General features: G+C 42.7%; 23 protein-coding genes, 1 pseudogene and 1 other annotated feature. Of the genes and pseudogenes, 2 read left to right on the plus strand and 22 right to left on the minus strand.

The window, feature by feature from the left end:
* Nucleotides 1–34: 34 nt before the first annotated feature.
* From VIG27_RS09610 to VIG27_RS09670, 13 genes are all read right to left on the minus strand, one after another.
* Complete coding sequence (locus tag VIG27_RS09610) at nucleotides 35–1,201, minus strand: ABC transporter substrate-binding protein (RefSeq protein ID WP_394522280.1); 1,167 nt, start codon at nucleotides 1,199–1,201, stop codon at nucleotides 35–37.
* Nucleotides 1,202–1,232: 31 nt separating this feature from the next.
* The gene (locus VIG27_RS09615) at nucleotides 1,233–2,042 is read right to left on the minus strand and encodes an ABC transporter permease (RefSeq protein ID WP_394522281.1); all 810 of its coding nucleotides are present in this window, start codon (nucleotides 2,040–2,042) and stop codon (nucleotides 1,233–1,235) included.
* Nucleotides 2,043–2,056: 14 nt separating this feature from the next.
* Nucleotides 2,057–2,869 (minus strand): ABC transporter permease, encoded by an 813-nt coding sequence (locus VIG27_RS09620; protein ID WP_394522282.1) that lies wholly within the window; start codon nucleotides 2,867–2,869, stop codon nucleotides 2,057–2,059.
* Nucleotides 2,870–2,871: 2 nt separating this feature from the next.
* Nucleotides 2,872–3,699, minus strand: coding sequence for an ABC transporter ATP-binding protein (locus tag VIG27_RS09625; protein WP_394522283.1), 828 nt, complete (start codon nucleotides 3,697–3,699; stop codon nucleotides 2,872–2,874).
* An 86-nt stretch (nucleotides 3,700–3,785) separates the two neighbouring features.
* Nucleotides 3,786–4,937, minus strand: a complete 1,152-nt coding sequence (locus tag VIG27_RS09630; RefSeq protein WP_394522284.1) for an iron-containing alcohol dehydrogenase — start codon at nucleotides 4,935–4,937, stop codon at nucleotides 3,786–3,788.
* A gap of 22 nt (nucleotides 4,938–4,959) precedes the next feature.
* Nucleotides 4,960–6,285 carry an aminotransferase class III-fold pyridoxal phosphate-dependent enzyme gene (locus VIG27_RS09635; protein ID WP_394522285.1) on the minus strand — a complete coding sequence of 442 codons (1,326 nt, stop codon included), beginning with the start codon at nucleotides 6,283–6,285 and terminating at the stop codon, nucleotides 4,960–4,962.
* Nucleotides 6,286–6,473: 188 nt separating this feature from the next.
* Nucleotides 6,474–7,634, minus strand: a complete 1,161-nt coding sequence (locus VIG27_RS09640; RefSeq protein WP_394522286.1) for a PucR family transcriptional regulator — start codon at nucleotides 7,632–7,634, stop codon at nucleotides 6,474–6,476.
* A 134-nt stretch (nucleotides 7,635–7,768) separates the two neighbouring features.
* Complete coding sequence (rnr, locus tag VIG27_RS09645) at nucleotides 7,769–9,871, minus strand: ribonuclease R (protein WP_394527474.1); 2,103 nt, start codon at nucleotides 9,869–9,871, stop codon at nucleotides 7,769–7,771.
* 157 nt (nucleotides 9,872–10,028) lie between these two features.
* A complete protein-coding gene (gene secG, locus VIG27_RS09650) occupies nucleotides 10,029–10,256 on the minus strand; it encodes a preprotein translocase subunit SecG (RefSeq protein ID WP_394522287.1) in 228 nt (75 codons plus the stop codon).
* 87 nt (nucleotides 10,257–10,343) lie between these two features.
* Nucleotides 10,344–11,411 (minus strand): hypothetical protein, encoded by a 1,068-nt coding sequence (locus tag VIG27_RS09655; protein WP_394522288.1) that lies wholly within the window; start codon nucleotides 11,409–11,411, stop codon nucleotides 10,344–10,346.
* A gap of 134 nt (nucleotides 11,412–11,545) precedes the next feature.
* Nucleotides 11,546–13,966 (minus strand): phenylalanine--tRNA ligase subunit beta, encoded by a 2,421-nt coding sequence (pheT, locus tag VIG27_RS09660; RefSeq protein WP_394522289.1) that lies wholly within the window; start codon nucleotides 13,964–13,966, stop codon nucleotides 11,546–11,548.
* A gap of 22 nt (nucleotides 13,967–13,988) precedes the next feature.
* Nucleotides 13,989–15,008, minus strand: coding sequence for a phenylalanine--tRNA ligase subunit alpha (pheS, locus tag VIG27_RS09665; RefSeq protein ID WP_394527477.1), 1,020 nt, complete (start codon nucleotides 15,006–15,008; stop codon nucleotides 13,989–13,991).
* Between the two features lie 72 nt (nucleotides 15,009–15,080).
* Nucleotides 15,081–15,321 (minus strand) — a binding site (T-box leader).
* Nucleotides 15,322–15,441: 120 nt separating this feature from the next.
* Nucleotides 15,442–16,266 (minus strand): methyl-accepting chemotaxis protein, encoded by an 825-nt coding sequence (locus tag VIG27_RS09670; protein ID WP_394527480.1) that lies wholly within the window; start codon nucleotides 16,264–16,266, stop codon nucleotides 15,442–15,444.
* On the opposite strand from VIG27_RS09670, the gene VIG27_RS09675 reads away from it, so the two are divergent.
* Nucleotides 16,267–16,509: a winged helix-turn-helix domain-containing protein gene (locus VIG27_RS09675; RefSeq protein WP_394527483.1), complete on the plus strand. Its 243-nt coding sequence runs from the start codon at nucleotides 16,267–16,269 to the stop codon at nucleotides 16,507–16,509.
* Here the strand turns inward: VIG27_RS09675 and VIG27_RS09680 are convergent.
* Nucleotides 16,396–17,514, minus strand: a pseudogene (locus VIG27_RS09680) (cache domain-containing protein); the annotation flags it as partial. The gene VIG27_RS09675 and the pseudogene VIG27_RS09680 sit on opposite strands and share 114 nt — an antisense overlap.
* 373 nt (nucleotides 17,515–17,887) lie before the next feature.
* Here VIG27_RS09680 and VIG27_RS09685 point away from each other — a divergent pair.
* Nucleotides 17,888–18,196 (plus strand): helix-turn-helix domain-containing protein, encoded by a 309-nt coding sequence (locus VIG27_RS09685; RefSeq protein ID WP_394522290.1) that lies wholly within the window; start codon nucleotides 17,888–17,890, stop codon nucleotides 18,194–18,196.
* Between the two features lie 97 nt (nucleotides 18,197–18,293).
* Here the strand turns inward: VIG27_RS09685 and VIG27_RS09690 are convergent, their stop codons facing one another.
* The 8 genes from VIG27_RS09690 to VIG27_RS09725 all read right to left on the minus strand — a co-directional run bounded on the left by VIG27_RS09690 (nucleotide 18,294) and on the right by VIG27_RS09725 (nucleotide 24,673).
* A complete protein-coding gene (locus VIG27_RS09690) occupies nucleotides 18,294–18,488 on the minus strand; it encodes a hypothetical protein (protein WP_394522291.1) in 195 nt (64 codons plus the stop codon).
* A gap of 34 nt (nucleotides 18,489–18,522) precedes the next feature.
* Nucleotides 18,523–19,113, minus strand: coding sequence for a hypothetical protein (locus VIG27_RS09695; protein WP_394522292.1), 591 nt, complete (start codon nucleotides 19,111–19,113; stop codon nucleotides 18,523–18,525).
* Nucleotides 19,114–19,137: 24 nt separating this feature from the next.
* Nucleotides 19,138–19,398 (minus strand): hypothetical protein, encoded by a 261-nt coding sequence (locus VIG27_RS09700; RefSeq protein ID WP_394522293.1) that lies wholly within the window; start codon nucleotides 19,396–19,398, stop codon nucleotides 19,138–19,140.
* Nucleotides 19,399–19,843: 445 nt separating this feature from the next.
* Entirely contained in the window at nucleotides 19,844–20,425 is a 582-nt protein-coding gene (locus VIG27_RS09705) for an accessory gene regulator ArgB-like protein (protein ID WP_394522294.1), read from the minus strand.
* On the minus strand, nucleotides 20,425–20,586 hold the full coding sequence (locus tag VIG27_RS09710; protein WP_394522295.1) for a cyclic lactone autoinducer peptide: 162 nt from the start codon (nucleotides 20,584–20,586) through the stop codon (nucleotides 20,425–20,427). Before VIG27_RS09710 ends, VIG27_RS09705 begins: the two co-directional genes overlap by 1 nt.
* A gap of 70 nt (nucleotides 20,587–20,656) precedes the next feature.
* On the minus strand, nucleotides 20,657–22,006 hold the full coding sequence (locus tag VIG27_RS09715) for a sensor histidine kinase (RefSeq protein ID WP_394522296.1): 1,350 nt from the start codon (nucleotides 22,004–22,006) through the stop codon (nucleotides 20,657–20,659).
* On the minus strand, nucleotides 22,006–22,785 hold the full coding sequence (locus VIG27_RS09720; RefSeq protein WP_394522297.1) for a LytR/AlgR family response regulator transcription factor: 780 nt from the start codon (nucleotides 22,783–22,785) through the stop codon (nucleotides 22,006–22,008). Before VIG27_RS09720 ends, VIG27_RS09715 begins: the two co-directional genes overlap by 1 nt.
* A gap of 142 nt (nucleotides 22,786–22,927) precedes the next feature.
* Nucleotides 22,928–24,673, minus strand: a complete 1,746-nt coding sequence (locus VIG27_RS09725; protein WP_394522298.1) for an ABC transporter ATP-binding protein — start codon at nucleotides 24,671–24,673, stop codon at nucleotides 22,928–22,930.

Here is a 24,673-nt window from a genome sequence, read left to right on the forward strand (position 1 = left end):
CCATCTGGTGGCTTTCCCGTTCTTAAACGGTACTTTATTCGTTTATCTTATATACAAGCACCAATCCTGATCTCTGGTAAACCTGTGATACTGCGATCAAATTCATGCCTCCGGCATTTGCCGCAATCAGGTTTGCATCCCAGGTCACGCCAAAATCTACCTGACCGGAATTAACGGCAGTCGTTTCTCCGATATCACCGCCGCCTGGTGTAATGGTTACATTTAAACCGGCATCCTTATAATAACCTTTTGCCTCTGCCACATAATATCCCATGAACTGGGCCTGAGGCAGCCATTTTAACTGAATGGATACATCTGTTTTTTCCGGTGCCCCCAGTGGTACATCACTCATTGCATCGGTCCAGTAAGATGCATCCCGGAAATCATCCAGGGTTAATGTCTGTAATTTTTCTGCTGCGGCACTGTCATCTAATTTGATGTATTTTTTGGCCAGATCAAGGGTCTGCTGCAGTGCTTCATCATCCAGTTTTCCAAGGTCTGCGACTTGATTGCCCTTTGTATCTGTTTCCACCAATTTCTTAACCTCTTCTGCCATATAAGCCTGATGCTCACTGGATACGGAAGAACCTGCATTGAATACGATCTCAGCGGCTTCCTCAGGATTTGCACAGGCATATTCCCAGCCTTTCATGGATGCCCGTACAAATGCTTTGACTGTGTTTGGATTTGCCTCTGCAAATTCCTTTGTGGTAAAGATATTATCCTCAAGCATTGCTACGCCTTCGTCATTCATATCAATGTACTTTACAGAATCTCCATAGGAATAACCGCCTTTGTAACTGTTCTTTATCAAGCCAAGCTCGTTATAGGTCATGGCAGAAGCCAGAAGAATGGAGTCATCATCAAAGCCATCCATGTCAAATGCCTGACTTAAAAAATCGGTGCTCTGACCGTATTTGGTCAAAAGAGCCTGAACCTCATACTCATTGCCAAGCCCCCAGTTGCCTACCTTACCTTTGCTGGCGGCATCCACAACGATCTCTTCCGGTGTGGCATCGGCAGAATAATATTTTCCTGTATTCTCTGCCTGTGTGGTGCCGTTTTCTTTGCCTGTCGTACTCTCAACTGCCGCTGCCTGAGTTGTCTCTTTCTCCGGTGCACCCGAACACCCCGATAATGCGGCGGTGGTAAGTGCAAGGGTCAATGCTGCTGCGGTTACTTTTCCTGTTCGTCTTTTCATAAATGTTTCCTCCTCAAATAAAAGTTGTTGTCTATTTTCTTCCCTTCAGCAGGATGCCTTCTGCCAGAAGTAAAAATCCATACATGATGATTCCGATTGCACAGGCGACTACAATGTACGCCCAGGCAGTTGCATACTGGGCAAGCACGATATTTTCCCGGATCTGCCTTCCCACTCCTATAATAAACTCGGCAAAATACTCACTGACCAGGGCACTGATGATGCTTGCAGGTACACTGACTCTTAAAGCAACAAATATATAGGGTACGCTGTTGGGAATCCTCAGTTTTAAAAAGACCGTTTTCTTGCCTGCCGCATAACTGTTCATCAAATCCAGGGAAAACGGCTTTAATTCATTTAACCCTCTGTAAGCATTGATGCTCATGGATACCGTACAGGTTATTGTAACCACAAGGGTCTTAGCCAGCATACTTCTTACATTGGCATCATCGCTGAAATCCTTTGTCAGGTTATTTAAAATAGGGGCAATGGCTATGATTGGAACCGCACTGACAGCAGATGCAATGCTTAAACCTCCGGCACCCCATTTGGGAAAGACGGTTGCAACGATGCCCAAAAGGTATCCGAATACAGAACCGCAGAGCAGCCCTCCGGTTGCCACCAGTACGGTTGCCTTTACATTTTTTAGAATCGCAGGCCCGTTATCTAAAATGATCCTGAGAATCCGTCCGGGAAGAGGAAGTGCAAATGTATCCGCTCCCAGCATCTTATGCAAAAGCTGTGTCTGCCATAGTACCAGCAAAAGGATGCCAAACAGCACCGGATAAAGGACTGTGGCGGCAGACTGTTTCTCCCATCTGAAATATCTTTTTTTCTTCATGTCCTCTCCTTCTACTATTTTTTCCTTTTCTTATACGGGGATATGGTCCGTTCCAATAAGACCATAAAATAAAAGCTTAAAATTCCAACGATTGCGCTTAAAAATACAATCTGCCAAAAAATATAAATGGTAGTGGCATGCTTTAAGGATTGGGAAAGCGCGGTCCCAAGTCCGGCTCCTCCCTGCAAGGTATCAACAAGAATCGCCGCTGTGATCGCCATGGGTGCCGATATTTTTAAACCGGTAAAAAAATACGGCAGAGCAGACGGAATCAATAACTTTTGGTATACCTGGTATTTACTGGCCGCCAGGGAATACATCAGCTCATGCTTTTCCTTGGAAACGGATTTAAAACCGGCCAGCGTGTTAGTGGCGACCGGATAAAAGGTCAGGATTGCAGCTATGATGATCCGGCTTTTGTTAATGTCTTTTGTAATGGCAAGAACGATGGGCGCCATACCAAGGATAGGAATCATCTGTATCATCATCAGATAAGGAAACAGGATCTTTTCAACCGGTAAAAACAAGTTCATGAAAAGTGCCAGTAAAAATCCGACTCCCGCTCCAATGACAAAGCCGATTCCTGCCCGGAGAAAGGTAATACCCGCATTGCCAAGTACCATTTCAAATGCGGTCTGGGTCCCGTTTACCTTATTGGTTTCAAATACAGATCCCAAAATCTGATACAGGTGAGGCAGCACATTCTCCGGTGAGCGTTTCGTTCCTTCTATTATGGTGGCCCCTGTCTCCCAAAGGATTATAAGGCCGATCACCCACACAATGGTTACCATGTACTTGGAAGATAGTATTTTTTTGACTGAAATCATACTCATACCCCCTCAAAGCTGTTTCTTACCTTGGATACCAAAGCGTTAAATTCCTGGGTCTCCTTCATCTCAATGGGTCTTGGTCTTGGAAGATCAATGTCCACCACGGCGGATACGCGGCCCGGATGAGGGGAAAGCACTACCACCCGGTCTGACAGATACACGGCTTCCTGAATGTTATGGGTAACAAAAAGGATGGTTTTATTGGTTTTCTGCCAAATGCGTAAAAGGTCCTCATGAAGCTTTTCTTTTGTAAATTCATCCAAAGCGGAAAACGGCTCATCCATCAAAAGAATCTCCGGACGGATGGCCAAAGCTCTCGCAATATTTACTCTCTGCTGCATCCCTCCGCTCAGCTCATGAGGGTATTTTTCTCCGAACTCCATTAGCCCTACCAGCTCCAGCATTTTTGTAACTCTTGCCGTCCGGTCCTTCTTCTGCATACCGAGAAGCTCCATGGGCATACAAACATTCCTTCTTACCGTTCTCCATTCATAAAGCACCGGTGACTGGAACACGATTCCGTATTTCTTTTGCAGGCGGATCTCTCTTGGTGATAAGCCACGAACGGAAATGGTTCCTGACGTCTTTTCCTGTAAATCGGCAATGGTTCGGAGCAAGGTCGTTTTTCCGCATCCGGAAGGTCCCAGAAGAGAAATAAATTCTCCCTGCTTAATCTCCAAATTTACATTAGACAATGCCACAATGGGTTCACCGCCGTTTTTGTCAGGGAATTTGACACTTAGATTTTCAATTTTTATTTCAGTTTCTCTTGGGAGTGATGCATCTCTTTCTTTAAATTCTTCGTCTATGATCTCTACGTTCACCATTAATGTCCTCCTTCTGCAAACAAGGGCGTAAAGCTTTCGCCTTACGCCCTTGTAAGTATCTTTCTGTTGGTAGGAAGTTTCATGATTTAAAACAATCTACTGTAAATTTTCAATAAATCTTCTTTGGAAATCTCTTTTCTTGTATTGGAAGGACTTCCGCTGGCCATGGCATCCTCTGCCATCTTCTCTGAAACCGTTTCAAATTCTTCTTTTTGTATCCCATAATCTTTCAGGGTGGGGATCTCACATTGGATGCAAAGCTTTTTTAATGCTTTAAAAAAGGCTTCACACGCTTCTTTTTCCTCCGTTTCTTCCGTGGCTGCGCCGATGGCTCTTGCCATGTCGGCAAATCTGCCGTAACAGCCATCCGCCACATAAGACAGACATTCCGTGATCAGCATGGCATTTGAGATGCCATGAGGGATATGAAATAAGGCTCCGATTGGCCGGCTCATTCCATGGACAAGGGTAACTGAGGCATTATTGATACAGACACCTGCTTCAAATGCGGCAATGGACATCTCCTCTCTTGCTTTTTTATGAGTTCCATCTTCATAAGCAAGAGGCAGATACCGAAAGATACGCTTAATTGCAGATAAAGCATAAACATCGGTCAGGACATTTGCCTTTTTGGAGATATAAGATTCCACCGCGTGAGTTAATGCATCCATCCCGGTTGCTGCCGTAATGCTTTTTGGCGCTGTCACCGTAAACTCCGGATCAATGATGGCGATCTCAGGAAGTAAATCATCGCCTTTTAACAGCATCTTCACCCCTTTTTTGGTATCCGTTATCACCGTAAACCTGGTTGTCTCTGAGCCGGTCCCGGCAGTTGTGGGTATCAGCACCAGCGGCGGGAAATTTCCTTTTAACTCCACTCCCATATAATCTCCAAGGGTTCCATTTAACGTTGCCATTGCACCGATTGCTTTGGCACTATCCAGGGGACTTCCGCCGCCGATTCCAATCAAAAAATCACATCCGGATTCTTGATACGCCTTTACTCCGGCAAGAATCATTTCATCGGTCGGTTCCCCTGTTATGTCGTTAAACACCTTATAACTGATATTCCACCGGTCAAGATAACAGGTAAGCAAAGACACGGTCCCTATTTTTGTCACGATTTTTCCGGTTACGATAAACGCCTTTTTTCCTAATCCCTTGATTGCATTTTCACTGCTTTCTAATGCTTTTTCTCCAAAAATAGTCCGTCCCGGTAACGTAAATTGAGCTGCCATAGTTCCCCTCACCTTCCTTCCATTATAAAAACTCTCGGTCAACAATTGTAAGCACTTCTTCTACCTTCTCCAGCTCTTCTTCCAGCTGCTCCTTTGTAATGATCAGTGGCGGTGCAATTAAAATCATGTTCTCATGGGTATAAGTCATGAACTTCCGTTGTTTTAAAAGTCCGGTTATTTTCCCCATAATCCCTTCCGGATCCTTGCCGTATGGCACCAAAGCCTCCTTTGTCTCTTTGCTTTTCACAAGTTCAATGGCTGAAAATAAACCAATATAGCGTACATCACCGACACATGGGTGATTCATTTTCATTTCTTCCAGCTTTTCGCCCAAAACCTGACCGACCTCATTTACATTGCCTAAGATATCCGCTTCTTCATAATAATTGACACAGGCAACTCCTGCTGCACAGGATAAGGGGTGGCCGCTGTATGTAAGTCCGCAGGATAATAAGTGATCATCGAAATATGCGGCAATCTCTTTGCTCACCACCACTCCGCCAAGGGGAACATAGCCGCAGGTAACACCTTTGGCAAACGTTACAATGTCCGGTTTGATATCAAAATGTTCAAAGGCAAACATTTTTCCGGTTCGGCACCAGCCGGTCATCACTTCATCGCATATCATCAAAATTCCATATTTATCGCAAAGTGCCCGAACCCCAGGCATATATCCTTTTGGCGGGATGAGGATCCCGTTGGACCCTGTAATCGTCTCCATTACAATGGCGGCAATGCTGTTTGGCCCTTCATACTGAATCTGTTCTTCCAATTTGGCCAGGTAATACTTGGAGGCCGCCTCCTCCGACTCAAATTCAACGGCTTCTCTGTAAACATAAGGGTCAAAAAACTTTACAAAACCAGGAACTCCCGGCTCCAGAGCATATCTTCTCGGCTCTCCTGTTAAGTTGCCGGCTCCAAAGGAGGAACCGTGATAACTCCTGTAGCGGCTGAAGATTTTATTCTTACCGGTAAACATTCTGGCAATTTTTACGGCGTTTTCATTGGATTCTGCTCCTGCGTTGGTAAAGAATACTTTTCCCATGGTATCGGGCATTAAATCAATGATTTTTTTTGCCAGAAGGGCTCTTGACTCTGCCCCATAGGACGGTCCCACGAAACAAAACCGGTCTACCTGATCCTTAATGGCCTGATTGATAGCCTGATTTCCAAAACCAAGATTCATATTGACAAGCTGGGAGGACATATCACTGTACCGGTTTCCTTCGTAATCCCAAAAGTAAATCCCTTCTCCCTTCTCTACCGGAATGGGATTAATGTTTTTCTGCCTGCTCCAGGATTGTAAGTTGTATTCCAATAATGTGCTTTTAATCTCTTCACCCTTCATGTTCTTTTCCTCCTACAAAAAAAGCAGCGGACCGATGGCTATGGTAGCATCGTCGCTGCATTCGTTATGTTACGATATATTTTCTTCTGTTTTTGATATGGTAGTATTATAAGCACAGTCAAACCGGGATGGCAACCAACAAGTGAACAAAGATATTTGTGCAGTTGCACAGACATTCTGCCTTGAGATCAAATAATGTCCTGGATATAAAAGCCTAAATATAACTTCACCTTGTCTTCCAGTTCCATGGGATTTAAACCGGTAATCATTTCGATTTTCTTTAATTGATTCGTCACTGTATTCCGGTGGATATACATTTTTTCCGATACCAGCTGAAGACTTCCGTTATTTTCCAGATAGGTTTTTAACAGGGAAACCAGATCCGTTTTATTTTCTCTGTCATAATGCTCCAATCCCCCAATGGTATCATCGTAAAAACTCCTTAATACTGATTTTTCTTTTACCGAATATAAGATTTTATAAACACCTAAATGGTCATAAAAAAGGGCCATTTCCTTTCGCTTTTCCGCCATTTCCATGGCGGCTATGGATCGTTGGAAGTTCTGTTCCTGATTATAGATCCCCGGCTGGTTGGAGCTGATCCCCAGATGGATCAGGGTTTCGTATTTTTCTTTTTTCACATACTCTAAAAAGTCCTTTACAAAACTTTCTATTTCCTCATCGGTATAATCCACCAGTACAAATACCATATTCTCTTTATACGTGAAAGAAATAAACAATTCATGGATTTTTCTGGCAGTTTTTTCTGCATATACGGTAAACTTATCCATATATTCTTCAGAATCCGGACTTCCATTCCGACCGGTCATCAGGCTGATAAAGCAAAATGTGTCACTTCTTTTATAGCCGTTACGCTCCATCTGCAAAATCTGAGATTCCAGATCACCAACGTTAAATATGATATTCTTAATGGTGGTTGCCATACTGTTTTCCACGTTGTCATTTACCATAATCCGGCGGCAGAAATCTCTGGTCATATCCACCATCCGCGTCTCCCAGGGTATGGTAAACAACGGCATATTGACTTCATCGCAGTAATCTGCTACTTCTTTTGGAATTTCTTTTGTATGAGGTCCCAGATTTACAACAAACGCACTGACCCCGGAGGCATTCAGCTTTTTTGCAAAATCCAAAAGCCAGTGCTCGGATTTGTTTAAAATTCCGGCTGTAAATACCAGTTCGTAACCATGGAGAAAGGGGCTGACCGCATCATCTTCAATGATATGAACCCATTGCACCAGGTTATTCATTCCATTCCTTCCGGCAACCAATTCCATCTTATATAAGAAATATGCATTTTTTACTAACTTTTTTACGACAATTGCCATAGAAAACCTCCTTCTGGAGTTAAATTTAATGGAAGAAAAAAACAGGGATAAAAGAATGAGGGACTTAATCCTGTAGAACCCAAGATCAAATCCCATTTTTCCATCCAAAGAATTTTACTGGTTGAATCTGATCGTTACTCAAAATCCTTTGCCGGAACAAAGTCGATGGTACGCAAAAGCTTATCCGTATTCTCAACAATGACCCGGATAGGCTGTCCCAGCTTATAAGTCTTTCTTGTCATCTCTCCCACCAGCTCATAGTGCTCTTCATCAAAAATATAATAATCGTCCTGAAGCTGATTGATATGGATCAGACCTTCCACCGTATTGGGAAGCTCCACATAAAGTCCCCAGTTTGTCACACCGGAGATCACTCCATCAAAGGCTTCTCCAATATATTTCGACATATATTCGCATTTTTTAAGCTTAATCGTTTCTCTTTCTGCCTCATCCGCTCTTCTCTCCATCGCAGAACACTGAACGGACACCTGACCTAAAATCTTATCATAGTGGCTGATCCTCTTATCGCTTAAGCCGGCTCTTAAATTCTCTTTGATGATCCGGTGGATCTGCAGATCCGGATATCTTCGGATGGGAGACGTAAAATGCGTATAATACTTGGCAGCCAGTCCGAAATGTCCGGTATTTGTCACGGTATATTTTGCCTGCTTCATGGACCGGAGAGCCAAACGGCTGATCAAAGCCTCTTCCGGCGTATCCTCCGCATTGGCAAGGAGCTTTTGAACCTCTTTGGGATACACATCCCCGTTGTGTAACCGGATGGAATAACCAAAGTTATTGATCAGGGTCGCCAGGCTCTTCATTTTTTCCGGGTCCGGGTTGTCATGGGTCCGGTACAGGAACGGAATTTCCTGCCAGAAGTAGTCTTCCGCCACGGTCTCATTGGCCATCAGCATAAAATCTTCAATGATCTTTGTTGCGGCATTACGGTCATAAGGTCTGATTTCCAGTGGTTTTCCCCGTTCATCGAGAATGACTTTTGTCTCCGGGAAATCAAAGTCAATGGACCCTCTTTTCTTCCTTTTCTCCCGAAGAATATCCGCCAGCTCTTTCATCTGTAAAAACATAGGAACAAATGCTTCATATTCTTTCATTACCGCTTCATCCCGGTCCGTTACAATTGCATTCACTGCGGTGTAGGTCATTCTGCGGTCCACATTGATCACAGTTTCTGCGATTCTGTGACCAATGACATCTCCTGTTTCATCAATGTCCATGATGCAGCTGAGTGCCAGACGGTCTTCTCCCTGGTTTAAGGAGCAGATTCCATTTGACAGTTTATGAGGCAGCATGGGAATGACCCTGTCTACAAGGTACACACTGGTCCCCCGCTTTAACGCCTCTTCATCAAGGGGACTGTATTCCGTCACGTAATTGGTCACATCGGCAATATGGACTCCCAATGTATAGACGCTGCCTTTCTTTGTTATGGTAATGGCATCATCAAGATCCTTGGCATCTTCCCCATCAATGGTAACCGTCTGTAAATCACGCAGATCCAGCCGTCCCTGCATGTCCTTTCCATCCACATGGTCAGGAACTGCAGCCACCTGCTTCATGACGCTGTCCGGAAATTCTTCCGCCAGTCCATAGGCACGGACAATGGATAAAATATCTGTTCCGGGGTCATTGACATGTCCTAATATTTCCGTAATAATGCCCTCCGGCTTACGTCCCGGTCCGCCGAAATCGGTGACTCTCACCACAACTTTATGGCCGTTGACTGCCCCCATATCTTTTCCCTGAGGCACAAACACGTCCTTTGAAAGCTTCTGGTTATCCGGGATCACAAATCCGAAATTCTTATTTTTTTGGTAGAAGCCGATGATCTCTTCATTGGCGTGTACCAATACCTTGACCACATGGCCTTCGGCTCTTTTCCCGTTGCCAGGTTTTGATTCTGCAGATATAAGCACCGTGTCTCCGTGAAGAGCGCCTCCTGTTTTTTCCTCCGGAATAAATACATCCTGATCCATTCCTTCTACCGAAACAAATCCAAAGCCTTTGGGATGCCCGCAAAAAATACCTGCCACAGACCCAAGCTCCGGTTTTCCATATTTGCCCTTTTGTGATATGCCGATCTTTCCTTCGGAAAGCAGAGCATCAAGCACTTCTTTTAACTCTTCTCTCTGCTCCTTTGGAACGTCAAGGAGTATGGCGATCTCCTTTAATTTCATCGGCACATAGGCAGGGTCTTCAATCAGCTTTAAAAGCATGGCCTTCCGCTCTAATAATTGTTCTCCTGTCATTGGATACCTCTCTTTACATTCTATATTTTTTCTAAGTCTTTTTGTCATTTTCTCTGCTATCATTACTTTATCCCATAATGTGAAAAAAACACCCTTGTTATCATGCCACAAGAGTGTTTAATCTTTACAGTATATTCAGTACCAATGATAAAACGAAAAAAAGGACTGCTCCGTACTTTGTAAATTTTTCAAGATTTCCTTCCATGGAACGACCCTTGTTCTTGCCCCAGTAAGTATCTGCCATACCGCCGATGGCTCCAAGGCCCTGACTCTTTCCTTCCTGCAGCAGGATAATCGCGGATAAAGCGATGCATATGATAACAAAAATGATTGATAATATAATCTTGATCATGTTTCCACCTCCTATAGTCAAACAAAAGATATCATACCATAATTTTTCAGTAAATACAAGCCACTTTTGTTTTTTAGCCGTCACCGTTTACCCTATGGAAGGTGTTCTATTATAATAAAATTCCTCAATTCTCAAAAGTTCATTGTATTTTGACGTGCACTCCCCTCTGGCCGGTGCACCGCATTTCACATAATCTGCATGAACCGCTGCTGCCAAATCTGAGGCAAAGGATTCTTCCGTGTCAATGAAATCACTGGCTATTATAATTTTATGACCGGCCACTCGTGACTCCTGCACCCTGGTAAGCACCTCCGATACCGTCCCGGCCTGTTTCATCTCAATTACATCGGCATTTCCTTCGTCCATACGGTCATAGCCGGTCAAAACCCGGTGTCCAAGCATTCCCGTGAGCTGGTTTCTCCCTTCAGTATCGTTTCTCCACAAGCCTCTGACAATCGAAACAATTGGAAATCCATCTGTCCAGATGCCGATTCCTGCGTCCGCTCCCGGAGCATATCCGGCAAGCTCTATGGCATCCAAAAGGTAATGAAGTGCTTCTTCGCCGTGTTTCATCTCTGCCGCAAAGCCTCCGCCCCTGCCTGTGGATATGTCAAAGCCATGATCTAACAGCAGTTTTTTTAAGGTATGATAAATTTCCGCCCCCATTCGGAGTCCTTCCCCATAGGAACCGGTATTTTGGGGAACGACCATGATATCCTGAAAATCAATGTCTTTCTCTGCATCTCCCCCGCATATCATGCTCATCATAGGTACCGGCATAACAGGTTTTGTAGTTCCTCCAAGGTAGCGGTATAACGGCAGGCCCAGCCCCGCTCCTGCTGCTCTTGCAACAGCCATGGACAGAGCCAGAACTCCAGGACTTTTTATCCCTTTTCCCACTCTGTTTTCATATTCTTTGAAAAGCATTCCATCAATTACCGGCTGCTCCAATGCATGTTCAAATAAAATAACTTCGGAAAGGTATTCTCTGATGAGATTTTCTTCGGTTTCGACACTCTGATTTCCAGTCACCGGGACCATTGCTCTTCCGTGTGCACCATTTTCCAGAACCACTTCTGCTTCTATGGCAGGCAGCCCCCAGGAATCAAATCTAATTCTTCCTGCTGCTTCTGTTATATCAAAATCTTCTAACATCCTTTTGCCTCCCTGCATATTCACATTTCTACCGTAAGGATTGACCGGATTATCTATATCCATGCAATTGGGACAAAAAAAGATGCCAGTCGTCGGATGTTCGATCTGGCATCTTTTACTATTTATCAATTTATTTATGCACGAAGTTCGATCCCCAGTCCCTGCAATCCATTGAGAATCTTTTTCATGACTGCAGAAACCTCCTGATCTTCCAGTGTATGATCCGCAGCACGGAATGTGATCGTATAGGCAACGGATTTAAATCCAGCCAAAATCTGGGCTCCTTCATAAATATCAAAGAGCTGGTAGCTTTCCAGGATCTTTCCTCCCCGCTGTTCAATCACTTCTTCAATCCGGCCTACTAAAACTTCTTTCGGCACTACCATACTGATATCTCTGGTAACGGCCGGATATTTTGCTATCCCCACATATTTGCGGTCAAAACTTGTAAACGGAATCATGGATGGCATATCAATAACTGCCACATAAGCCCGGTCACCGATCTTGTAATGATCTGCAACCTCCGGATGAATCTCACCAAGATATCCCAGGGTTACGCCATCATAAATGATATCCGCACACCTTCCGGGATGAAGAAACGGCTTTTCCTCTGCCGGTTGATAGTGAGGCTTTTTATGCATTCCCGTTTTATCAAATAATTCTTCCACAACCCCTTTCATATCAAAGAAATCACCATCTCCGTAAAAGCCAAGAGTAAACTGCATTCTTTCATCGGGCAGTTCTGTAAGCGGTAGCGCCTTGGGGAGATAGATGTTTGCCAGCTCATAAAGACGGACATTTTTATTCCTGCGGTTATAGTTGGTAGAAAGAGAGCTTAACATTCCATGCAGAGGAGACGTTCTCATAATGCTGAAATCCTCTCCCAACGGATTTAACACATCGACGGTCATGCGAAGGGGGCTGTCCTTTGGTATCAGAAGTTTATCAAATACCTTGGGGCTTTCAAAGGAATAGGTCATTCCCTGGGAGAATCCGCAGAACTCGGCAACTTCTCTGGCAATGGCTTCTACCCGAAGCTTATAGGAGAGTTTTCCAGTGGTCGCCTCTCCGTTCGGCAGAGAGACCGGGATCTTATCATAACCAAAAAACCTTGCCACTTCCTCCGCCAAATCTGCCATACATTCCAAATCCTGACGGAAGGTAGGGATGAGAATCTCAGAAGTTTTCTCATCGTATCCCAGCTCCAGCTTTTTATAATATTCCAGCATGGTCTCTGCCGGAATCTGGGTCCCTAATAAGCGGTTCATCTTCTCCGGTTCAAAAGGAATTCTTTTTCCCTCTCTCTTCTCCGGATAAATATCAATCATTCCGCCTATGACTTCTCCGGCTCCCAGTTCTTCAATCAGCTGACAGGCACGGTTGATGGCTTCCGCTGCATTGTTCGGATCAAGACCTTTTTCAAATTTTCCAGACGCATCGGTTCTCAATCCCACCTTTTTGGAGGAAAGACGGATATTGGTTCCGTCAAAGCACGCGGACTCAAATACCATGGTTTTTACATCATCCGTAATCTTGGTGTTTTCTCCGCCCATGATGCCGGCGATGCCTACGGCTTTCTCTCCATCATTGATCATCAGTATGGTGCTGTCTAATTTACGTTCCTGCCCATCCAATGTCTGAAAAGTATCCCCGTCCTTTGCACATGCCACAACAATCTCATGCCCAGCTAACCGATCGTAATCAAACGCATGCATGGGCTGTCCGTATTCCTCCATCACATAATTGGTGATATCCACAATATTATTGATGGGACGGATTCCGCATGCCGCAAGCCGTCTCTGCATCCAAACCGGAGAAGGCGCAAGCTTGATGTTCTTAACCATTCTTGCACAGTACCGAGGGCAAAGCCGGCTGTCCTTTACCGTCACTTTTAAATAATTCTCAACCTTCTCGCTGTTACCGGTGGCAGTCACTACCGGAGGCTGAAAGGATTTACGGAACGTGGCTGCAGCTTCTCTTGCGATTCCTATTACGCTGTAACAATCCACCCGATTTGATGTGATCTCGTATTCAAAAACCGTATCACGGAATCCAAGGAGCTCCACCGCGTCTGCACCAGGCTCAGAATCTTCGGGTAAAATGTAGATTCCGCTCTCAGGAGCATCCGGGTACATTTCATTGGTGCTTCCAAGTTCTTCGATGGAACACATCATACCGCAGGACTCAATTCCTCTTAATTTCCCTTTTTTGATCTTAACGCCGTGTTCCGGAAGGGGACCGCCGTCATGGCCTCCTGCCACTTTTCCGCCGTCTAAAACTACAGGGACTTTATCTCCAACCTTTACATTGGAAGCACCTGTTACGATCTGAACGGTTTCCGCCCCTACATGAACCTGGCAGACAATCAGCTTATCCGCATCGGGATGGCGCTCAATGGATAAGATCTGACCGACCACGATCTTCTCCAGGTTTTTATCCAGACATTCAAATCCTTCGACCTTTGTTCCGGTAAGTGTCATGGCATCCGTGTACTCCTGAGGTGCCACATCAAGATCCGGGACATATGCTTTAATCCATGATAATGGTGTATTCATTGACTTCTCTCCCTTTCTGTTCCTAGAACTGCTTTAAAAATCTGATATCATTCTCGTATAACAATCTCATATCATCAATTTCATATTTCAGCAAAGCGATCCGCTCCAAACCGACACCAAACGCAAATCCGGAATATTCGTCCGGGTCAATGCCGCTCATTTTAAGCACATTCGGATGAACCATTCCGCATCCTAAAATCTCGATCCAACCGGAGCCTTTGCAGAACCGGCAGCCCTTGCCGCCGCATTTAAAGCAGGTCACATCGACCTCTGCACTTGGTTCTGTAAATGGGAAATGATGAGGACGGAACTTCACTTTTGTTTCCGGTCCAAACAACTCTTTTGCAAACTCTGCAAGGGTTCCCTTTAAATCTGCAAATGTTATGTTTTTATCAATGACAAGGCCCTCGATCTGATGGAAGGAAGGAGAATGGGTCGCATCCACCTCGTCCGACCGGAACACACGTCCGGGAGCCAGCATACGGATCGGAAGATTTCCTTTTTCCATGGCACGTACCTGTACCGGAGACGTCTGGCTTCTTAATACAATGCTGTCGCTGATGTAAAAGGTATCCTGTTCATCTCTTGCGGGATGATTCTTTGGAATGTTCAGCTTTTCAAAGTTATAGGCATCGTATTCCACTTCCGGTCCTTCCATGACCTCATATCCCATTCCCACGAAGATCCGTTCCACTTCTTCCAGTGCAATGGTATTGGGATGGGTATGGCCTAATTTACTGCGTTTTGCAGGAAGGGTCACATCAATGACCTCTTTCTTTAACTGTTCTTCTCTTGCTTTCTTTTGCAGAGCAATTCTGGTTTCTTCTAACTTTCCTTCAATCAGTGCGCGGGCATCGTTTACCATCTGTCCCACCTTAGGTCTGTCTTCCGGAGCAACGTCTTTCATGCTCTTTAAAACATTGGTCAGCTCACCCTTTTTTCCAAGATAAGCGACCTTAATATCATTCAGTTTTTCCAATGCGTCCGAAGCTTCTATTTGTTTTAACGCTTCTTGTTTGATCTTCTCCAATTGGTCTTTCATCATGCTCTCCTTCTTTTCATAATTGAATGCTGCCATGACCGGAAAGGCCAGGACAAAAAAAAGCCCGCCCCAAAAAGGGACGAACTATATTCGCGGTACCACCCTGCTTCCTGTGTGAACACAGGCACTCGGTATACGTAACGTGTATCAAACGTCATGACCTACCCGCCAGGAAATGATTCATCCACTGGTTTCAGCCATGCTGCTTCGGTGAGAAATTCGAACTCTTATCTGAACTTAAAAGGGCTTACAGCCGGCGGCCCCTTCTCTCTGTAAGAAAATAAGTATCTACTGACACCTTCGTTGCATTTGCTTATAAAGTAACATTTTCTACCATTGTAATACAGAGAAGCAAAAAATGTCAAGGACTATTTCACGGATCATTGCTTTAAAACTCCCCGCCATATACGTATGGCAGGGGCAAATAAAACTATTATTTTAATTTAAATCCAGAAACCACCGTATTCAATTCTTCTGCGATGCGTTCCTGCTTCTCAGACATCTTTGACATATCGGTAACAACTTCGTATGCTTTTTCTACCGTAGTAAGTACCATATTGCTGTTGCCTGCTGTAGTCTGGACAGATTCAGAAACATTCTGAATCGCATCACGGACTTCCTGCATTACCTGGCTGATGTTATTCGCCATTTCCGCAATCTCGTTGGAAATTTCTTCAATGGAGACGGCATCACGGCCATACTGCTGCCCTACATCTACAAAATTATTGTAATCAGGAGTAACGGTATCCTTTAAGAATTTCAGCATGGATTCTGAACCGTTCATCATCATAGCGAACGCTCTCTGGACCTCCGTAATCGTATCTTCGATTTCTTTGACAATTTCGGAGGTATCCTTTGCAAGACGGCCAATCTCCCGTGCAACAACGGCAAAGCCTCTGCCCTGTTCTCCGGCTCTGACCGCTTCAATAGAAGCATTTAAAGACAACAAGTTGATCTGAGATGCCGTATTGGAAATGACTCTGGCCATATCACCGATTTTTTCCACTACCTTTGCATTCTCCACAGCCATCATAAGATCCTGTTCCCGCTCTTTGGAGATTTCAAACGCACTTTCATACGCTTCACGGCTGTTTTTCTCAATGACTCTGGCACGTTCCATAATCTCACCGGCCATCTTGCTGCTCTTTCCGGTCTCTTCTGCCAGAACGCTTACAGAGGAATTAACCTCGGCCATGGAAGCATTGACTTCTTCGGTTGCCGCGCTGGAAGACATCATGGCCTTATCCACATCTCCCATATATACTTTGATCTCACTAAACTGCTGAAGCAGATCCCCGGATACCGTATTCAAACGGACACTGGCATCGGTGATATCACCTGCCTGTTCCGAAATCTGTTCAATTACGGCTTTGTTGCTGTGAAACATATTATTCAGGGAACCGCTCATCTGGCCCAGTTCATCTCTGCTTCTGGATTTAAGGGGCTGGACGGTGAAATCACCTTCTGCCAAAGCACCCGCAAACTTTTTCACTTTCTTTAAACCGGAGGCAATGGTTCCCACCTGGAGTAAAACAGCTGCGATACAGCAGACGAGAGCTATCACACTTACCTGTATCAGCTTATTGTTAAGTGCAACGATCGGCTCCTCCAGTTCGGACTGCGGCATTTTAATCATAATAATCCAGCCGATTTCAGGAACTTTATCGTAATATAGGTTATAAGTCTCATTTCCCTCATCGTATGTAACGGTTCCTTTATCACTGGATATCATTTGGGCGCCTGCTGCTGCCAGAGATCCATTCTCATCCTGTGAAATATTCACACCATTTGTGATTTTTTCCTGATCGGTTCCGCAAAGGTATGCACCGTCTGCCGAAGTCAGCATAGCCGTTCCATTCTTGCCGACCTTAATGGACTGAATGAGTTCATTGATATCACTTAACTGCATATCCACCGTTACCGCACCGATAAATTTTCCGCTGGGATCGTAAACAGGTGCTGTACAACTAGCCATTGTGGTATTTAAAGTAGGGTCAAAATAAGGATCTGTAATAATTGCATCCTTCGTTGAGCTTGCTGCGAGCTTATAATATTCCTGATTGAAATAGTCATACTCTGCCGTGTTGTACTCGTAAGTCAGTTCAGTCTTTCCATTAGCTTTGTGCCAGTAAGGTCCCATATACTTCTGCTGGGGGTCATAAACATTGGGTTCAAACCAGATACCGCTGCCAAGGATCAGATCATTCTTCTCAATAATATTTGTGATTGCTGTTCCATAGGTGTCAATCTGGGTTGTCCGATAGGACGCTCCGACCATATGTGCAATATCCATTGCCGTTGTTTTTACCACATTCAGAGAATCATTAATACTGTTGACATTTGCTTTCAATTCTGACTGCATGGTGGAATTGCTTTGCTGTTCAATCAGGCTTCGGCTTGTGGATTCACTGATCCTTGTCAATAAAGCCAATGCCAATGCCACTACTGGTAAAATCCCAAGCAGCATCTTAATCCCAATACTTCTTATTCCTATTTTTCTCTCCATACTTTTCTCTCCTGTGTTTCGGATTTTCGACCTTATGCTACTTGTTTCGACATCAATTATCAATAATATAATACTTTGGTAAGGTAAAATATTCTTTTCTTGTGTAAAAACTTTATAAATTTATCGTTTATTAACAGCAGTCCCCCTGTAATTAACTGTATAAAGATGATAAATTATGACTCAAACATTTACCAATTGGTATAAAATCTATGATAGATCCTGATATTTTTTCTCCACACAGCAATTACAACATATGAAACGCCATTCATTATACTATTCCTATTTATTTTATGCAATATATTTATTTTTCATATTTTAATCGTGTATTTTCTTATTTTGATTATCATACAATAAATTGGAGAGGTGAAAAATTATGGAGCATGATTATATCAATAAACGGATCACCGAATTAAGGATTAAAAAGGGAGTCGCGGAACATAAGATGAGTATTGAACCGGGGCACAGCAGAAGTTATATTCAAAGTATATCCAGCGGCAGAAGTCTTCCTTCCATGACAGAGTTCCTTGCGATCTGTGACTACCTCGGCGTGACACCCCGGGATTTCTTTGATACCGATGTTTTAAATCCCCCTTTGATCAGAGAAGCGGTCGATAAGCTCAAAACACTTTCTAATCATGATCTTTTATTGATCCTTACCATGATCAACCGGCTGCAATCATAAAAAACGCAGCTTTCAATAATAAAAAAGCCCCTGCTTATGCAGGGGAATTCCTCTGATGCTCCCAAATCAATGAACCTTTATCAATCTTCTTTTCCTATCAGCCAAAGACGTTATCCGATGTATTGGTTCCAGATGGATCTAAGAGATTAATGCTCCCCTTAATAGAACCCAGGTCGGGCACTGCTCCCAGTACCTGACCATACCACTCATCCATATCCCCTCTGGTCAGCATTCCGCAAAAATACCCGTATAAATCCTGAAAGTTTTGGTTTTTAGCAATTTTTCTGTCCATATTTACCTCCTGCTTTTCGATAATCAACGGTTTTTTAATCCATTTCTTTCTTTTTCTTATGATTGCATAAAACTACACTTTTTCTGATTTGGGAGAGGCATTTCAGCCAGTCGATCCTTTTTTCAAAAGGACAGTTAAACATAGCCATCAGCAGTTTTTCTCCCACCGGATAAATGGTCAGCACGTTATAGATATTTTCGTTAAGTGCATTGCTGATAAATTCCATCCATGCGCTGGGAGTCTCATTCTCCGGCTCTGATCCGGTTTCCAGGCACACACTCATGGGCTGAAACCGTTTTAACACCCGATAGAAGTCCTGGATCACAGCATCCAGCTGTTCTGCAGGCACACTTTTTTCTATCATATTAAAGCAAAAGTTGACTGAGCCATCCTCATTGGTCTTTATGATGCAAGGACGCTGTTCGGAAAAGTATTTCTTTCTTGCCTCCTCCGGTTCCATATCCTTAAACGTAACTGGAAGAGAAACGCTGAGTTCATCATTAAATAACATAGTATTATGAAAATGTATCAGTTCTCCGTCAACATAGATTCCGGTTTCAATACTTGTATAGCGGTTAATCCATTCAAGATGTCTGGCAGCAGCTACTTTTTCTTCATCTAACATTGTTTTTCCTCCGTAAACGTTTCATCATTCTTCCTTAATCAGTACATGCTTTTCTGTTTGTGTTCTGTTTTCAGGGAAGATATTTACATCTGGTTCCTTTGCAAGAATTCCATTTTCTTCTGAAGCAACGGAAGTTTTCGTCATGTTTAGAAGAATCAGAATAAGCATTTCTAAAATAAGCAGAACTTTTTTAACAATCATTCCTGTCTTGCTTTTTTTATGATCAGATTTATACGTATATCTCGGTATAAGAACTAATTTTTCCTGTAAGATTTTGCATTTCACATTTCTGGTATCCTGGGCTGCTATGTTATAAAGCATATTTTGGCTTTTTCTCAAATAATAAAAACGATTCCAAAAATAAAGATCCCCGTAGAGGATATCTGTGTCCAATTGATATTTCGTGATTTTTTCCGTTCCATCTTCTCTGCGAATACAACAGCTGGCTCTATATTGATAATAACTTTCATTTAATCTCTTTTTCCGCACCTTGTGGTCATCCTTTCATTTCAGCCGCTCTTTTTATTGCATATAAATATATTCTACATGGAAAGAAATTTTTTTCAACACAAGTTCCAAAATTGTACACACTAGGTGCCGAAATTTGCACGGCTTTCATGAAAAAACTCCATTGTGCTAACTTTTTCATGCAACTGCAAAAATACATAAAACAATGGACAATCTCCAAAACATCAGCTTTGAAGATTGTCCATTGTTTTAAATAGCCCTTTTAATCACAAACCTTTTTATTCTTAAACACCCCATAAACCAACATAAGAGACAGTATGGCATGACTGATTGCAATCACAATGCCGGCTCTTATTCCAAAACACCAAAATACTACTCCAATTGCGGCTTCTATTCCCCATACAATTCTGCTTCTTTTTCGATAATGTATGGTTTCAACCTCATCTAAAGGCTTATTCTTGTCCGGAGCAGGAGCATATAAAAAAATCAATGCTCCCGAAATCGCCAGACACAATGGCGGTAATATGACGGTCAACTCCCCAGTCAACACGCGTTCCACCAAACAAACCAACACTATCAAAAAGGCCGAAACAATGGTGCAGCCACCGTTTGTCCTTGCATGATATCCACCGCAATAAGACCTTAAAGGTATGTAACTGACAAGAAAAACAAAAACCGGCATGGGTGCATTTAATACAATAGCTATCAGCCCTGCAATAAATACGTTGATTGTTTGATTCAGAAGCACTTCATAGCTGTAAAGATACAAAGCCCGCTGATCACCAGTTAAAATATTTTTCTTAATCTGCCAATTTACTATACTTTCTGATATCCGCTGAATCATTAAAACTTTCTAAACCTCTTCGCATCTTCAGGTACCTCTGGCTGATGATGCGCCCAAGCACAAGTAACATTAAATGAATAAACTGCAACCGCCAGAGCACATAAATTCATTACATTCACCACTGATAACTTACCTTTTAAAGTATTCATCAACTTCTTCATAATAGTACCACTCCTTTTTTTTTCTTCATCATATACTGAAATATATCATTTTTCAAGTAAAGTGCCAAAATTATACACGTTGAGTGCCAAAATTTGCATTTTGATGCTCAGCAAAAGTAGAAATAGTAAGTGTTGTTACAAATAATTCTCCCTTTTCTTCCAAATTTAGGGAACCTCCATATTTTTCCGCAAGTGTTCTTACAATTCCAAGTCCTAAGCCATGATGCTTTGGGTCAGCTTTCGTAGATAAAAAGTTTGTACCCTCTCTTTTTGCCGAAACAGCAAAGCTATTCTCGATATAAAATATCAAAAAATAATTTGTTCCCATAAACACCTTCACATTAACTTTTCTATTATTAGGATCACATTTCGCTGCAGCTTCCAGAGCATTATCCAACAGATTGCCAAACATTGATATCAAATCCGCATCGGAAATAAAATCCACCTTTAAAAATTTTTCAACAAACAGAGAGAAGTCTATATTTTGTTCTTTTGCCCTTGAAACACGTTCTGATAATATAGCATTTAGAACTGGGCTGCCGCTATAAATTACACTACTTGTTTCTTTTTGTATTTTCCCTTTTAACTCATCTATGATTTCAACAATTTTTTTATTCTCCCCGTCTATTGCCAGCATACGGAAGCTATTAAAATAAGAATTAATGTCATGCATAAAGCAACGATAATGATCATTAATTTTTAGAATATTTTGGAAATGTTCATTTTCCATATCCTTTTTTACAGTTATGAGCTCTGCATACTTTACCTTATTCATAACATCTGTATATTTTTCAAGTATAATAAATATGGCAGCATTGGTAAAATAAAGTAAAACTGCACAAGCACACATTAATACTTGTACCAAAGTTTCTTCCGGAAAATCCATATACAAAAAGCTGCTGGAAATCGTCAAAGACAGAATAGGCACAATTAGGAGATACCAGGATATTATATTGTTATTACTGACATTTAATTTTTTAATGAACTTTTCAATATATAAAAGGAAGAAAAATCCAGCTACATATTCTATAAACAGAAAATAAACTCCGCCTGACGTAAACCAAGGTGGTATGTAAAATGGAAGAACTTTTGACAGAAACCGATACATTAGTTCAAATAATACTTCTCTCCCACCAACAAATGTAAAATATATTATCGTATATGCGATTCCATTTGTTAAGGATATTTTAAAGGATAACATAATATACAAATAATAAAATAATGGTACAGTCAAAAAATTTAAAGTCACACTTCCAATTGCATTTTCTAAGAAAATCAAAATTACTGTAACGAAACTGGAAATTACCCGCTTTTTCCCACTCCATTTTTGTTGGAAAATAGCTTTGAAAAAACGATAAAGCATGTAAACATCCGCTGCACAGAAGAGCAGCCTACTTACTGATAAAAGCTCATTTCCCATTACAACTCGCCTTCCTTGTACTTTGATAGCATAAACTCTTCCTTTAGCTTGTTGAATTCCTGTGCTTTGCTCCGGGCGATTTGGAAGGTATTATCTACATTCTTTAGTTTCAATATCTTGCTTGTGCAGTAAACCAGATATTTTAAATTGATAAGATAACTGTCATGAGGATAGCCAAACCCATAACCTTTCAGTTTTTCATAAATCTTATCCAGTTTTTCCGGAATACGGATATCTGGAAGTTCTCCTTTTTCATCCGGTTTAACGCCATAGATACGATATGAAGTTTCTGAAATATGAACTCTGGTATTCTTTTTATATTTTTCAATATAAACAATATCATCGATTCGTAAAAACAATCTTTCCCGGTTCATGTTGGCGGTGAGAAAGGGGGCCTGGCCGAATTCCACCATTTTGTCCAGGGAATCCTTTATATAACGGTCCATGACCTGATCCTGCATATTCTTCATAATATATCTGTATGGCTGTACCTCAAAGCTGCGCGGTGATGGTTCAACAAATCCGGTATAGAATACCAGGATTACATTGTTATCCAGTTCACGGATACGAATTGCTGTCTCCTCTCCATCAATCCCTTTCATCTGAACATCAAGAAAGACAATGGAGAACCTGATGTTTTTAATTGCTTCTAACAGCGACACACCCGAATCGTATTGATGAATCCTGATTTTCTCCACTTCATTCATATTCTTTATAATTCGTTCAGACAATCGTTTCCTATCTCCTGCATTATCATCACAAATAGCAATCTCAAACATAAATTTTTCCCCTTTGTAAAAACTCTTTTTTAATTAAACTATCGGGTATTTAACCACTTTTCATAAGAAAAGATGGAAGAAAGATACCAGAAAATTATATTTTCTCCAATTTTCTGGCATCCTGATCCACAAGCTCTGGTAATTATACTGCAAACTGGCTGTTGTAAAGCTGTGCATAAAATCCATTTTGAAGCAGCAGATTTTCATGGGTACCCTGTTCAATAATATGCCCGTCCTTCATAACCAGGATCACATCCGCTTCCTTAATGGTAGACAGGCGGTGGGCAACGATGAAACTGGTCCTGCCCTCCATCATTTTGGAAAATGCCTTTTGAATCTTGATTTCAGTTCTGGTATCAATAGAAGAAGTGGCTTCGTCCAGAATCAGCATTGGAGGCAGGCACAGCATCACTCTGGCAATGCATAAAAGCTGTTTTTGTCCCTGAGATAAGTTCCCCCCATCCTCTGAGATCACCGTATCATAGCCATTTGGCATACGCTCAATGAAACTGTGGGCATGGGCTTCTTTTGCAGCCAGTATCACTTCTTCCTCCGATGCCTCCGGCTTTCCATATGCAATATTTTCCCTGATGGTCCCTGACTTCAGCCAGGTTTCCTGCAGCACCATTCCATAATTGGACCTCAGGCTCTCTCTTGTTATATGGCGGATATCGGTTCCATCTACCTGAATGGAGCCGGAATCTACGTCATAGAAACGCATGAGCAGATTGATGACCGTACTTTTTCCACATCCGGTAGGACCCACTATGGCAACTCTCTGCCCTGGCTTCACCAAAAGATTCATATTTTCAATCAAAGAAACCTGGGGATTGTAGGAAAAGTCCACATGTTCCAGGTGTACCTCTCCATTTGCTTCTGAAAGAACCAATGCATCCGGATCATCGGGAATCTGTGGTTCTTCGTCAATCAGTTCAAACACTCTTGCCGCGGACGCCAATGCATTCTGAAGCTCTGTCACCACTCCCGATATTTCATTAAACGGTTTGGTATATTGATTGGCATAATTCAAAAAACTGGTCAGCTGTCCAACGGTCAATAGACCATTGATCGCCGCAAATGCACCCGCAATTCCTACACATGCATAAACAAAACTGTTTACAAACCGGGTAGCCGGGTTGGTGATGGAGGAGAAAAAGGTCGCTTTCAGCCCCCATATCCGAAGTTCCTCATTGATTGTCTCAAACTTTTCCTGCGCTTCCTTTTCATGGCCAAAGGCCTGAACGACTTTTTGATTTCCCAGCATTTCATCAATGAGGGAAGTCAGTTCTCCCCGGGTCTTTGACTGCATCTGAAACAAATGGTAGGTTTTCTTTGCAATAAAACTGGCTGCAAACAGGGAAACCGGAGTTATCACCACAACCACTGCCGCAATCACCGGATTGATGTAAAACATAAAGAGCAAGGTTCCCAGTATGGTCAATACTCCGGTAAAAAGCTGGGTAAACCCCATTAAAAGTCCATCGGAAAACTGGTCTATATCCGCTATGATCCTGCTGATAATATCTCCATGGGAATGAGAATCCACATATTTTAACGGAAGAATTTCCAGTTTGTGAAAGGCCTGGGTCCTTATATCCTTTACTACCTGATAAGTCATCCAGTTGTTGATGTGGCTCATCAGCCACTGAGCTGCTGCCGTCAGGGATATTACGATTGCCATCTGCTTTAAGATGGCCGCCATACCGGCAAAATCAACATTGCCTTTCCCTGCCACACAGTCAATGGCACGGCCTATGAGAATCGGTACATACAGTGTCAGCAGCACGGTAACGAATGCACAGATCAAGGAAGCCGTAACGGCCCATTGATACCGGCTGATACAGCCAAGGACACGTTTGATGGTAGATCGGTGTTTAATGACAGCCAT

This window comes from Lacrimispora sinapis (assembly GCF_043633585.1).
Lineage (GTDB): Bacteria > Bacillota > Clostridia > Lachnospirales > Lachnospiraceae > Lacrimispora > Lacrimispora sinapis.